The sequence below is a fragment of the Acinetobacter sp. WCHA55 genome (genome assembly GCF_002165305.2).
Lineage (GTDB): Bacteria > Pseudomonadota > Gammaproteobacteria > Pseudomonadales > Moraxellaceae > Acinetobacter.
In genome coordinates this window covers 254,799-266,812 of the sequence record NZ_CP032286.1, presented here as the reverse complement: position 1 = coordinate 266,812, position 12,014 = coordinate 254,799, and the positions used below count along the sequence as shown (strand labels likewise).

Annotated in this window: 13 protein-coding genes; 6 read left to right on the top strand and 7 right to left on the bottom strand. The window is 42.8% G+C overall.

Annotation, left to right across the window (positions count from 1 at the left end; genetic code table 11):
* Nucleotides 1-62: 62 nt before the first annotated feature.
* Nucleotides 63-794, top strand: a complete 732-nt coding sequence (gene hisA / locus CDG62_RS04000; protein ID WP_086209075.1) for a 1-(5-phosphoribosyl)-5-[(5-phosphoribosylamino)methylideneamino]imidazole-4-carboxamide isomerase — start codon at nucleotides 63-65, stop codon at nucleotides 792-794.
* A 72-nt stretch (nucleotides 795-866) separates the two neighbouring features.
* Here the strand turns inward: hisA and CDG62_RS03995 are convergent, their stop codons facing one another.
* Nucleotides 867-1,415 (bottom strand): helix-turn-helix domain-containing protein, encoded by a 549-nt coding sequence (locus CDG62_RS03995; protein ID WP_087527271.1) that lies wholly within the window; start codon nucleotides 1,413-1,415, stop codon nucleotides 867-869.
* Nucleotides 1,416-1,506: 91 nt separating this feature from the next.
* Between CDG62_RS03995 and CDG62_RS03990 the strand changes: the two genes are divergently transcribed.
* Nucleotides 1,507-2,406 carry a DMT family transporter gene (locus tag CDG62_RS03990; RefSeq protein ID WP_087527270.1) on the top strand — a complete coding sequence of 300 codons (900 nt, stop codon included), beginning with the start codon at nucleotides 1,507-1,509 and terminating at the stop codon, nucleotides 2,404-2,406.
* 71 nt (nucleotides 2,407-2,477) lie between these two features.
* Here the strand turns inward: CDG62_RS03990 and CDG62_RS03985 are convergent, their stop codons facing one another.
* Together CDG62_RS03985 and CDG62_RS03980 are read right to left on the bottom strand one after the other, a co-directional pair.
* The gene (locus CDG62_RS03985; RefSeq protein WP_087527269.1) at nucleotides 2,478-3,890 is read right to left on the bottom strand and encodes an NAD(P)/FAD-dependent oxidoreductase; all 1,413 of its coding nucleotides are present in this window, start codon (nucleotides 3,888-3,890) and stop codon (nucleotides 2,478-2,480) included.
* Between the two features lie 40 nt (nucleotides 3,891-3,930).
* On the bottom strand, nucleotides 3,931-5,232 hold the full coding sequence (locus CDG62_RS03980; protein WP_087527347.1) for an APC family permease: 1,302 nt from the start codon (nucleotides 5,230-5,232) through the stop codon (nucleotides 3,931-3,933).
* A 92-nt stretch (nucleotides 5,233-5,324) separates the two neighbouring features.
* On the opposite strand from CDG62_RS03980, the gene CDG62_RS03975 reads away from it, so the two are divergent.
* Nucleotides 5,325-6,257 (top strand): IS5 family transposase, encoded by a 933-nt coding sequence (locus CDG62_RS03975; RefSeq protein ID WP_087528927.1) that lies wholly within the window; start codon nucleotides 5,325-5,327, stop codon nucleotides 6,255-6,257.
* 174 nt (nucleotides 6,258-6,431) lie between these two features.
* Here the strand turns inward: CDG62_RS03975 and CDG62_RS03970 are convergent, their stop codons facing one another.
* From CDG62_RS03970 to CDG62_RS03960, 3 genes are read right to left on the bottom strand one after another with little or no spacing between them, the layout of a single operon-like run.
* Nucleotides 6,432-6,824 carry a DUF4870 family protein gene (locus CDG62_RS03970; protein ID WP_087528658.1) on the bottom strand — a complete coding sequence of 131 codons (393 nt, stop codon included), beginning with the start codon at nucleotides 6,822-6,824 and terminating at the stop codon, nucleotides 6,432-6,434.
* A 28-nt stretch (nucleotides 6,825-6,852) separates the two neighbouring features.
* Nucleotides 6,853-7,482, bottom strand: coding sequence for a DUF1294 domain-containing protein (locus CDG62_RS03965; RefSeq protein WP_087528659.1), 630 nt, complete (start codon nucleotides 7,480-7,482; stop codon nucleotides 6,853-6,855).
* 13 nt (nucleotides 7,483-7,495) lie between these two features.
* Nucleotides 7,496-8,446: a homoserine kinase gene (locus CDG62_RS03960; protein ID WP_087528660.1), complete on the bottom strand. Its 951-nt coding sequence runs from the start codon at nucleotides 8,444-8,446 to the stop codon at nucleotides 7,496-7,498.
* A 110-nt stretch (nucleotides 8,447-8,556) separates the two neighbouring features.
* Here CDG62_RS03960 and hisF point away from each other — a divergent pair, with 110 nt between their 5' ends.
* A complete protein-coding gene (gene hisF / locus CDG62_RS03955) occupies nucleotides 8,557-9,318 on the top strand; it encodes an imidazole glycerol phosphate synthase subunit HisF (RefSeq protein ID WP_308463950.1) in 762 nt (253 codons plus the stop codon).
* A gap of 103 nt (nucleotides 9,319-9,421) precedes the next feature.
* Complete coding sequence (locus CDG62_RS03950; RefSeq protein ID WP_087528661.1) at nucleotides 9,422-9,883, top strand: hypothetical protein; 462 nt, start codon at nucleotides 9,422-9,424, stop codon at nucleotides 9,881-9,883.
* 343 nt (nucleotides 9,884-10,226) lie between these two features.
* On the opposite strand, the gene CDG62_RS03945 is transcribed toward CDG62_RS03950, so the two are convergent.
* On the bottom strand, nucleotides 10,227-10,865 hold the full coding sequence (locus CDG62_RS03945; protein ID WP_087528662.1) for a hypothetical protein: 639 nt from the start codon (nucleotides 10,863-10,865) through the stop codon (nucleotides 10,227-10,229).
* Between the two features lie 110 nt (nucleotides 10,866-10,975).
* Here CDG62_RS03945 and CDG62_RS03940 point away from each other — a divergent pair, with 110 nt between their 5' ends.
* Entirely contained in the window at nucleotides 10,976-11,977 is a 1,002-nt protein-coding gene (locus tag CDG62_RS03940) for an AraC family transcriptional regulator (RefSeq protein WP_087528663.1), read from the top strand.
* Nucleotides 11,978-12,014: the final 37 nt, after the last annotated feature.

The window sequence follows — 12,014 nt, the reverse complement described above, 5'->3', positions numbered from 1 at the left end:
GCCAATACTTTGCTAAGATGACGGACATTGATTTTATTTAAGATTTGGCTAGGAGCGAAAGCATGCTGATCATCCCTGCAATTGACCTGAAAGATGGCAAATGTGTTCGTTTAAAACAAGGTCGTATGGAAGACGATACGGTTTTTTCTGATGATCCTGTTGCAACTGCACAGCACTGGGTAAATGAAGGCGCGCGTCGCTTACATTTGGTCGATTTAAATGGTGCTTTCGCGGGTACGCCAATTCATAAACCTGTGGTTGAAGCGATTGCTCGCGCACAACCTGAACTGCCCATTCAAATCGGCGGCGGTATTCGCTCACTAGAAACCATCGAACACTACCTAGAAGCGGGTGTATCTTTTGTCATTATTGGCACCAAAGCAGTTCAAGAACCTGAGTTTGTTGAAGAAGCTTGTAAGAAATTTGCAGGTCATATCATTGTCGGGATTGATGCCATGAATGGCATGGTGGCCACCGATGGTTGGGCCAATGTGACCGATGTGAAGGCAACTGATTTGGCCAAACGTTTTGCCGATGCAGGCGTATCAAGCATTGTCTATACCGACATTGCACGTGACGGCATGATGCAAGGGGTCAATGTTGAACAAACCGTTCAACTGGCACAATACTCTGGCCTACCTGTGATTGCATCAGGTGGTGTGACCAACCTTGATGACGTACGTAACCTCAAAGGTCAACCTGGTATTTTAGGTGCAATTACTGGTCGTGCGATTTACGAAGGCAGTTTAAACCTACGTGAAGCACAATTGCTATTAGATGAACAATCGCTCTAATTGTAGAATTTAAAAAAGAGGTCTATTGACCTCTTTTTTATGCGCTAATTATCAGTATCTAATATCTGCATTTTAATAAATCGCATTACGAATGAACTTTAACGATACATTGCCACGGTTGATATATTGGTATTCAATGGCACTGGAAAAAACGATCGACTCTCCTACACCCAAGACTTTTATGTCGCCTGCCAAATCCAAAGTTAGTTCACCCTCCATCACATAGAGCATCTCACGCCAGCCTTCTGGGTCAGGTTCAGCACTATAGTGTTCATTTGGAGCAAGTACCCATGTCCATAGCTCTACTTTTTGTGTCGCTGCCGCTGAAGCCATTAATTTTGCTTCACTGTGTGCTTGTGTGCCCTGCCAAGCCAAAACGTTTACCACCGCTTGCCCTTGTTGTTCAGGCGCAGCAATAATTTGTACAAAATCGACCTCAAGCACATCGGCTATCAAGCTGAGCTTTGCCAGACTAATATTGTCCTGCCCAGATTCAACCCCAGCTATCATACGACGGCTTAACCCAGCTAAATCAGCGAGTTGCTGCTGACTCAGGCCTTTTAAACTTCGATAATGACGCACATTTTGACTGACGTGTTGTAGCACCGCAGGAGAGTTCATACAGATAAATTAAAAAAATGTTGAGCAATATATTGCACAAAAAAACAAAGCATGACAAGCTATGTGCAGTATATTGCACATTAGTTTTTTTATGTTGAATGCTCAGCTCGGTTCTAAAGCGCCTGTGATTGCGCTGATTCTCATTACTTTTATTTGGGGCGGCACCTTCTTGGCCGTGAAATATGCCTTAAATTTCAGTTCACCTATGTTCTTTGTCGGTTGTCGCTTCGCCTGTGCCGCGACCATTATTGGCTTATTTTCCTATCAGCATTTAAAACACATCACCCAACAGGATCTGTGGGCGGGTGCACTCATTGGCTGTATGGTCACGATTGGCTATGGCACACAAACGGTCGGACTACAAACCGTCAGTAGCAGTGAATCTGCCTTTTTAACGGCTCTGTATGTCCCCCTAGTCCCCGTACTATTGTGGTTGATCTTTCGTAAAGTGCCCCATTTTATGATTTGGATTGGTGCACTCTGTGCGTTTATAGGCTTAGTCCTGCTCACAGGCAATAGCCTGAACTCAATCTCATTGAATTTTGGCCAGACCTTAACCCTGCTCGGTGCAATTGCTATAGCAATGGAAATTATTCTGATTGGTTATTTTGCCCCAAAAGTTGATATTGGTCGGGTGACGGTCATTCAACTGGCGGTTGCCTCCGTGCTCGCCTTTGCATGTATGCCACTGGCTGGTGAGCAACAACTACCTGCTTTTTCATGGCCATTATTAGGCATTGCTTTTGGATTAGGGCTTGCCAGTGCTGTGATTCAATATGTCATGAATTGGGCACAGCGCTCAGTCAACCCATCACAAGCAGCGATTATTTACGCAGGAGAGCCAGTGTGGGCAGCACTATTTGGGCGCCTTGCAGGAGAACGTTTAGCACCACTGGCTTTGTTGGGCGGTCTCTTGGTGGTGTTTGGCATTATGATAAGTGAATGGAAACCCAAACTGTTGAAATCAAAAAAAGAAGCTGAACAGCGCTAATTTAACGTTCAAATGCGGTGTCTGCTGAGCCTAAACATAAATTGTATAGATTCAGCAGCACAAGTTCATGTTTAGAACGATACCATCTTACCCGGATTAATCATTGCTCCTAAACCATACATACTTTTGGCAATTGGAATCACTAACGGCGCCAGTGCACGACCAAAAGGAATGTTCTGATGTTGAATACGGGTCAACATATTAAAATCATCACATTGACCACAGAAATCATCGGCAATGGCTTTACCAATACGCACCGTTTGCGCAACACCATGTCCACTCCACCCCTGAACAGCATAGATTGGATATTGGCTACCAAATTTCCGACTGTCTGCCGCACCATTCACGGTTAAATCTGTCGTTCCACTCCACACAAAGTCAAGTGCCACCTGCTCTAGCTGAGGAAATACATGCTGAATACGTCCCAGCAAATAGTCATGGGTTTGTTCAGGACTCCAACACGAGCCAGTGCCTTCGCCCCCAAATAACAATCGGTTTTTTGAAACTCCACGGTAGTAGTCAATTTGAAATTGCGTATCGTATACAGGCAGATCCGTCGGCAATAGCTCTTTCAAATCTAATGCTAAAGGTGCTGTGGTACACACGTAAGTATAAAAAGGAATGGTGGTTTGATTGCGTTCTTCTAATAGTTTAAATGAGGCATGGTGTACAGCCATCACCACGCTTTTACGTGCTTTAATCACTCCTTGGGCTGTGGTCACATAAATACCATCGGCACGTTCTTGGATTGACTGTACTTCCGTCTGTTCATAAATCGTGCCGCCGTTTTGACAAAAGCCGTACGCTAAACCACGCGTCAGCGCTAAAGGATGAATATGCCCCCCGAGCTGATCCAATTGACCTCCAAAATAGTTATCCGATTGCACATGCTCTCGTAATTCCTCTTGGGTCAGCATTGAGGTATTTTTTTCATCTAAGTACTGGCGTGCTTGCATGCCTTCACGCAAGGCATCTAAATGCCCTGGGTGTACTGCGGCCGTTAGATGTCCACGTTTACGTTGTAAATCTAAATCATATTTTTCAGTAATGTCATCAATCAAAGCCATCGCTTCAGTTGAGGTAAAGTGCCATAACTTTTTTGCCTCTTCAAAGCTGAAGTGCTCAATCATGGTTTCAGCTTCCCAACGGGCCAACCCCGGTGTGAGTTGCCCACCATTGCGCCCTGAGGCAGCACTGCCCACTCGGTTCTTTTCAACCAAGACCGTATCCACACCCTGCTCTGACAAATGCAGTGCTGCCGAGGTTCCCAGTAAGCCACCACCTATCACTACGACATCACATTCGATATCTGCATTTAAAGCATCAAACTCATGCCATACATGCATTGAACTTTCATAGTAATTGGCAGGATGATCAAACAAACCATGTTGCGGGTTTAACCAATTCCACTCTTTGCCACTTTGTACAGCAAAACTGGCTTTGTATTCTACGTCATCTACAAATGTCGGCTTATTCATATTCATTTCATTTACACTCAATTTCTATCTCATTTTCATGCAGGTTTTAATATGCATTTCCAATTACAATGTTTTGCTTTTTCAATTTCTTATAAATAAATAGCCCAATACCAATTGCTAGCCAAGAGCACCCAAAAATCAGGGCATTTCGTTCTAAGTTGACCCACAGGCAAAGCATCACCAATACGGATAACAGAGGCAGGATCAAATTGAGACATTTGTTTTTGAAGCCTTGAGTTTGTTTTTCCAACAGATAAAACTTTACAAAAACCGAGAAGTTCACCGCCGTAAAGGCAATCAATGCACCGAAGCTAATCATGCTGACCACGGTCGCAAGATCTAAGAAAATGGCAGACAATGAGATCAAGCCAATGCTCAATACCGCGTACAAGGGGGTACCCAGTCTTGCATGTAATTGTCCAAAGGTTGCTTTGGGGAAAATGCCATCTTTCGCCATAATATGAATTAGGCGTGAAGCACTCGCATGAGTCGCTAAACCTGAAGCAAAGGTATTCATGATTTGAGCACACAGAAATACGGCTTGGAAAAGTGCTCCCCCCACATAGAGGACAATTTCAGGTAAAGCTTCGTCAGGGTTGTTAAAACGCACATTCGTTGGGAAGTACAACTGAATAAACCATGATGCTGTGATAAAGATGGCGCCCCCTGCCAATGTAGTAAGTAAAACCGCACGCGGAATGTTCTTTTGCGGATCTTTGGTCTCATGCGACATGGTCGTAACTGCATCAAAACCCAAAAATGAAAAACATAAAATGGAGGCACCCGCAATCAAAGGTAAAATAGAGCTGTCCCCATTAAACAATGGCGCTAAAGTCAGTACATGATCATAGCCTTGCGCTGACCCCACCCCTTGAATGACCAAATAAATAAACAGAACCATCAACAGTAAGGGCAACAGCACAAACACCAAACTCAAGTTCGCTAAAATATTGATTCGGAAGCAGTTGATTAGGGTGACTAAACCCGTAAATAAAACCACCCAGACCCAATAGGGCACGCTCGGAATGACAGCTTCCAAATAAATACCCGCCAGTAAAGCATTCACCAAGGGCAACAAAATATAATCGAGCAGTGAACACCACCCAACAAAAAAGCCCGCTTTAGCTCCACAGGACTGTGCGGTGTAGTTATAAGCAGAGCCTGAGTCACCGCTGACCCGACTAAAACGTGCATAACTAAATGCAGTCAGTAACATTGCAAACAACGCCAGAATATACGCCAATGGCACACGACCATCGGTGATCCCAGACACGATACCAAAAGTATCGAACACCACCATCGGGGTCATGTAGGCCACACCAATAATGACCACTTGCCATAGTGACATTTTCTTTAAAGAAAAATCTGCATTTTTCACCGAAATCAGGCTTTGTTGCACAAAGCTGTTCTTAAGGGCTTCTTCAGCAATATAATTTCCAAATGAAGAAGCCTACACACAAAATCTACCGCACAACCAATTGGCCCGCATATAACCGAGCTCTCATTAATCGTGGGAATATTGCCATTTGGTTCGATCCAAAAACACAATGGTATGCAGAACCTCAAGGCAAACAAGGTCGAAGTCAAACCTACTCCGACATAGCGATTCAATGCTGTTTGATGATCAAATCTCTATTTAGACTTACTTTACGCATGGTCACTGGCTTTGTTCAAAGCTTAATTAAACTTTGTGGATTAGATTGGACAGCACCAGATTACAGTACGCTTTGTAGAAGACAAAAGCATATTGATATTGCAATTAGTTATCAGAAAAACAGTGATGGGCTTCATCTACTCGTAGACTCTACTGGCTTAAAGTTTTTGGGCGAAGGTGAATGGAAACGTAAAAAGCATCAGTCTGAATATCGTCGCCAATGGTGTAAACTTCATATTGGTATAGATGCTAGAACCCTGCAAATACGAGCCGTTCAGCTCACGACCAACAATGTAAGTGATTCACAGGTGCTTGGGGATTTACTCAATCAGATTCCATTGGATGAGCAGATTGACTCCGTATATACCGATGGCGCTTATGACACCAAGCAATGCCGACAGGTCATTGCAGATCGGCAAGCACATGCAGTGATTCCACCTAGAAAAAATGCCAAGCCTTGGAAAGATAAAAAAGTTCATTCGCTAGAGCGAAATGAATTACTTCGCACTGTTAAACGTTTAGGCAGGACACTATGGAAAAAATGGTCGGGCTACCATCAGCGAAGTCTGGTTGAAACCAAGATGCACTGCATCAAATTATTAGGCGATAAACTCAGTGCTAGGAACTTTCAAAGCCAAGTCAACGAGGTACATGCTCGTATAGCCATTTTAAATAGATTTACAGAATTAGGCCGACCTCATACCCAAGTTGTCACTTAAATTTGAGCAACTTAGGAAAGCTCTATCTTTAAGGGCTTTATGCAACAAAGCCACGCCTGCGCAAAAATAGAGACACTGCTGTATCAGCTTGGCTCATCTCGGTGCATAAACCTTGTTCTAAAAAATAAAGTCATAAAAAAAGGGCAAGCTGCCCTTTTTAAATCCTATCACTTGTTATTGATACATCGGCTCATTGTCATTTAAACGAATAATGCCTTTAATAGCACGATATACAATCCACACCCAAGACAACCCAATCACAGCCACGCAGAAGGTTGAAGCACCAAGTGCGACACCTGCGAAAGCGGTCGCATTTTCACCCGTAAAGAATAAAAACATAAATGGCACAAAGGCAATCACGTTCCAAATCAAATACCACCAAAAGGTGCGAATCTGCCAAGTAAAATGGCTTTCAAAAATGGAACCACGCACAGCACCACGCTTCACATAATTAATCACTAAAGCAATAATGGCTAAAATCCCTGCTGAAAAAATCGCAACAATATACAAAATATAAAGAATAAAGGTCAGGCTACGATTCGGATCTTGATCGACTGAATAATTCATATTATCCCTCGTGAAGTGGGCTTGAACTTTAAATAGGCAAACTATTAAAAGGAGAAATAAGCCATAAAATTAAAAGAATATTGAAAAATATTGTACAAAAGTAAATCTTTCTAAAGGGTTGTTTTTGTGTTTTATGGCGTAGCTTTTGCTGTGCTAACCATGCTACAGGCCACCCTCCTAAAAATGAAAGGAGATGCAATGTATTTTCAGGTACACGGCGCTGCCCATTTTGTGCAGCTTCTTTATCTTGCGCATAGAACCAATAACTGGCTGCATTCATTAAACTAATAAAGAGCAACACCAATCCACTTAAACGCCCCAGCAACACCAACAGTGCCAAAACAACAATGTACACCACCGACGCAATTTGCATTGGACTCCAGCGCTGACCCGGCTCGGTCTTTTTCAGGGAGACTTTTTGGGTACGACTCTTTTGGGTTTGTGATGCTTTTAAATAACTGACTTGCTGTGCACGATAACGTCCTTGCGCATCCACAATCACGTTGTATTCCAATGCACAGCCTAAAATAGGACGAGGACCTTGCCGAGCAAAGTCCTTGATATGTAAAAACACGCGATCTTTACTGTCATCGTTGGGTTGAATAAAGCCATAGCCTTTTTCATCAAACCATTCAACGAGTCGTCCCTGGTCACGCATTTTTCTTTCCTATTTAAGCAGTTACAAATTTTAAGCGGTCAATCACCATATTACGCATTTCGGCAGGATTTTTCTGCAAAATGTCATCCCCCGTACGGCCTTGTTCTGCATTTTTTTGTGCCACCTGTAGACGCATCATCCAAAAACGTGCAGCAGCCATTGCCAGATACAGCTCTAGGCAAGATTTTTCATCGGCAGTTAAAGGACGAATGCTTTCATAAGCGTTTAAAAATGCGATGGCCTTGTCTTCATTTAAGTGGACACTTGGATATTCGGTACAGAAGTCATTTAACGTAATCGCAATATCAAACAAGAACTCATCTTTATTCAGTTCATAGAAGTCTAAAATGCCTTTAAGCTGATTGCCCTCGAATAAAGTGTTGTCACGGAATAAATCCGAATGGATGAAGCCCTTGGGACGATTCGGATAAACCACCGATAATGCATCATACAGACCCAATAACTTACTCAGCAGTGCTTGATCAGCCTCACTTAATGTCGGTTTCATCTGTAACGCTACAGCAAGCCAGTAGTCATGGTCACGGTATTCTGCACGCTCTAGTGGAAAATCTTGCAGTGCGACATGCATTTTCGCTTGTGCAACCGCAATCGCCTCGGCTTGCTCAAGGGTCGCAGGCATGGGGTGTTTGCCCATCATCCGTGGGGCAATTTGCGCAGGTTTATCTTTTAAACTATGAATGGCTTTGCCTGAGTGACTTAAAGGTACAGGAACCGCTAAACCAGCCTGACCTAAATGCTCAAGTACAGGAACCAACTCACCTGCGCCCTGTTCATCCATTTCTTCAAATACAGTCAATACGTACTGAACAGCATTTTCACACACAATAAAATAGTTCGTATTTTGAATACCGCCTTGAATTGGGATCAGATCGATTACCTCAAGTCCATAAGGTGCTGCAAACGCCTGAACTTCCTGTGAAGTCAAAGTGGTATAAACCGACATATAAAACCTGCAAAAAAACTTACATAAGTTTGATAGAATACCCGCTCCGACTATTAAGGTGTAGCATCTAAGTCGCGAAGTTTCATAATCGGCTGTTATTTTTGGAAAAAATTATGCTAGCTAAACGTATTATTCCTTGCCTCGACGTAGACAACGGTCGTGTAGTGAAAGGTGTTCAATTCCTTGATATTCGTGATGCAGGTGACCCAGTAGAAGTAGCACGCCGATATAACGAGCAAGGTGCTGATGAAATTACCTTCTTAGACATTACCGCAACTTCGAATGGCCGCGACACAACATACCGTACCGTTGAACGTATGGCTGAAACGGTTTTTGTTCCCTTAACCGTCGGTGGTGGGGTACGTAAAGTTGAAGACATTCGTCTCTTACTCAATGCTGGTGCAGACAAAGTGAGTATTAACTCAGCAGCGGTGTTTAATCCTGAATTTGTCCAAGAAGCATCGCAACGCTTTGGCGCACAGTGTATTGTGGTTGCCATTGACGCAAAAAAAACGGGTGAAAATAAATGGGAAATTTTCACTCATGGTGGCCGTAAACCAACAGGCATTGATGCGATTGAGTGGTCAGTAAAAATGGCTAACTTTGGCGCAGGTGAACTGTTGATTACCTCAATGGATGCCGATGGCACCAAAGCAGGATATGACTTAGAGCTGATGCGCCAAATCAATGACCGTGTCACCATTCCAACGATTGCTTCGGGCGGTGTCGGCAACCTACAGCACTTGGCCGATGGTATTTTAAAAGGTGGAGCCGACGCCGTACTGGCTGCTTCAATTTTCCACTTTGGGCAACACACCATTCCTGAAGCGAAGAAATACCTTGCGGAACAAGGCATTGAAATGCGTTTGTAATTGACAGCATCTTTCTGAAATGATTAAAAGAGTATCGAAAGATGCTCTTTTTTTATGACTTAGTTTTTTATAACTATTTAGAACAACAATTAGAGATCAAACAGTGCAAGACTTACAGGTTATTTTACTTATCTTTGGCATCGTTTTCTTATTTCTATTACTGTACATATTAAGAAAATACACAGATCATCCTTTTACCATGTTCGCCATTTTCCCCTGCTTAGGCTTATGCATGTATAGTTATGTGATGTTCTCAGAATACCAACTCACACAGTATTATAAAAAAGCCTTTACCTCTCCTGAACAAATTCGATATTGCGGTATCTTTAGGCAGTGGGTAGAGCTTACACATCAAGGTCGATACGATAATATAACCGAAAAAGTTTTTTATTTTCAAAATGATCGACAAGGCTTTTTATTTAGCAATAGTTCAGAAGCGCAGCAGCGCTTTCCTGAACTCAAAAATTTAGCCATCAACGATCGAATCTGTTTCCAGTTTTCCCCAAAATATAAAGATGAAATGGATCGCTATATTTTAACCGACTTTAAAAAACAGGCGAATTAAAAGGCTCGATCACACTGGATTTAGACACGGCTTAACCAACACGAAGTCGGATAGTACTATCGCTTGCAATACACAATGGATGTGAAAAATGGAGATCATCACTGGTTTTTGACCGAAGTTGCACTCTCAATTTTCGAGATAAAAAAAGGGAGTCTTGCGACTCCCTATAAACCTAGAATAACTACAACATTGTCTTGTTAAACTGAAAAATGAAAAATGACGTACTAGTGTTCATGAGATGATTTCACCTCATCAACAGCTTTACTATAGAATGTTCAAATGACGAAATATTGACAATACATACCAATATTGTTGACAAATCACGACAAAACATCCCATTCCGTTATCTGTCAACCATTTCCGTCGCCTGTGCTGAGTTCAACGTAATCGCTTTTGGTGTCTGAACCCACTTTGCAGGGAAGACCTGATTGACCCACTGGGTAAGCTTATTCGACACCACATGTGGTAACGCAATACCCAATGGATTTTGCTCTTGCAAATCTAGCGAGGAAATGACCCGTGTTCCTAAAATATAATCAAACCACGGTTTGGTCACACACCAGTTGGCATCCTGATTGGAGTTCATATGATGGTCATAATGCCAAGGAATCTTACGCATTGCCCAGTCTGGTTCTAAATGTGCACGGCGGTGGATGTAGTAATAATTTCCTGCACTGTACAACACAGATAAAGTCATGCCTTTGGAGACAGGATAAAATAATGTCCCAAACACACCCGCCACGACAGCGAGTGACACGATTTCATTTTTAGTACGCCAATTGCTCCAACCTTCAACATAACCATGATCGTGAAAGGTGGTTTTCCGTACTTCTCGATGATGCTCCCAATGCGATTTCATGCTGTCAGGCACAGGGCTATAGCGTGGCTTTCCAGCACGGTGTGTTCCATGCAAAATATATTTATGTGCAACCCACTCAAACGCATTGGCAACCACCAATCCTGCAATAAAACCCTTCCACATGGCAAATTCCTCCTATATTCAGATTGAATATAATGTGGAAACTATGCTAAATATTGACCCTAGCATTCAAATTCATTGACAAATTACGACAAGAACAATAGAGCCAATAAATGCAACATTTCAAAGATTACACAGGTTCTGTCTACGGTGGACTGGGACATTTACTCTATGCCTATTGCCAAGCCGTAGGTTATCCAATTTCTGAACAGCTTGAAAAAGCACAAAACTTAGAACGTTTTGATTATGCCCTGTGGCTAGAGTTATTGGGTGATCTTGACAGCCATCTGCACATCCCTGCGCTCGGACTCGAGATTGCAAAATATGTACAGCCCAAGCATTTAGGCATTTTGGGCTATATTGCACTGTCCTGCGAAAATTTAGGCGAAGCGCTCACCCGTTATCATGACTTTCACCGTCTCATTTATGATGGCAGTTCACTATATGTTGCAGTTGAAGGTGAAAATCTATGCTTTGGTTGGGTCGAGATGCCAATTGAACTCACCACACAACTCAGCAATGAAGTGGCGATGGCGCTGATCATTCAGTTTATGAAGCACTTTGTCGCCCATGATGACATCCAGCTCAGCGAGGTTCATTTTACTCACCCTGCACCGAAAAATACGGCACTGTATGAGCAGTACTTTAATTGTAAAGTTCGCTTCTCTCAGAGCCGGCCGATGATGATGATTCCCCTCAGCGAATTATCCATGCCCTTTCAGCAAGGTGATCAAACCCTGCAAAAGCTGCTTTTACAGCAAGCTGAAGCCATACTGGAAAAACTTCCCAACTCCACCCACATCGACCAGCGCTTACAGCATGCGATTTTAACTGGGTTACAAAAAAACCAGTATCAAATTGAACATATTGCTCGGCAACTGAATTTTTCAGTCCGACAGTTGCAACGTTACTTACAACAACAAGGGACGACTTACCAACAGCGGATGCAAGAAGTTCGACGTATTTTGGCGGAGCAATACTTAAAAGATCCACACCTCAGCTTACAGGAAATTTCACTGTTGCTAAGTTACTCTGAACAAAGTGCTTTTCAACGGGCCTTTAAACAATGGACCCAAGTCACACCTCAGCAGTGGCGTATCCAGCATTTTCACTAAAATCTGATCTGTTTGATCCACATCAACAGGATGTCAT

Coding starts and splice junctions, on each gene's coding strand:
- hisA (WP_086209075.1), top strand. CDS start 63: ATGCTGATCATCCCTGCAATTGACCTGAAAGATGGCAAATGTGTTCGT.
- CDG62_RS03995 (WP_087527271.1), bottom strand. CDS start 1,415: ATGAACTCTCCTGCGGTGCTACAACACGTCAGTCAAAATGTGCGTCAT.
- CDG62_RS03990 (WP_087527270.1), top strand. CDS start 1,507: ATGTTGAATGCTCAGCTCGGTTCTAAAGCGCCTGTGATTGCGCTGATT.
- CDG62_RS03985 (WP_087527269.1), bottom strand. CDS start 3,890: ATGAATATGAATAAGCCGACATTTGTAGATGACGTAGAATACAAAGCC.
- CDG62_RS03980 (WP_087527347.1), bottom strand. CDS start 5,232: ATGTCACTATGGCAAGTGGTCATTATTGGTGTGGCCTACATGACCCCG.
- CDG62_RS03975 (WP_087528927.1), top strand. CDS start 5,325: ATGAAGAAGCCTACACACAAAATCTACCGCACAACCAATTGGCCCGCA.
- CDG62_RS03970 (WP_087528658.1), bottom strand. CDS start 6,824: ATGAATTATTCAGTCGATCAAGATCCGAATCGTAGCCTGACCTTTATT.
- CDG62_RS03965 (WP_087528659.1), bottom strand. CDS start 7,482: ATGCGTGACCAGGGACGACTCGTTGAATGGTTTGATGAAAAAGGCTAT.
- CDG62_RS03960 (WP_087528660.1), bottom strand. CDS start 8,446: ATGTCGGTTTATACCACTTTGACTTCACAGGAAGTTCAGGCGTTTGCA.
- CDG62_RS03945 (WP_087528662.1), bottom strand. CDS start 10,865: ATGTGGAAGGGTTTTATTGCAGGATTGGTGGTTGCCAATGCGTTTGAG.
- CDG62_RS03940 (WP_087528663.1), top strand. CDS start 10,976: ATGCAACATTTCAAAGATTACACAGGTTCTGTCTACGGTGGACTGGGA.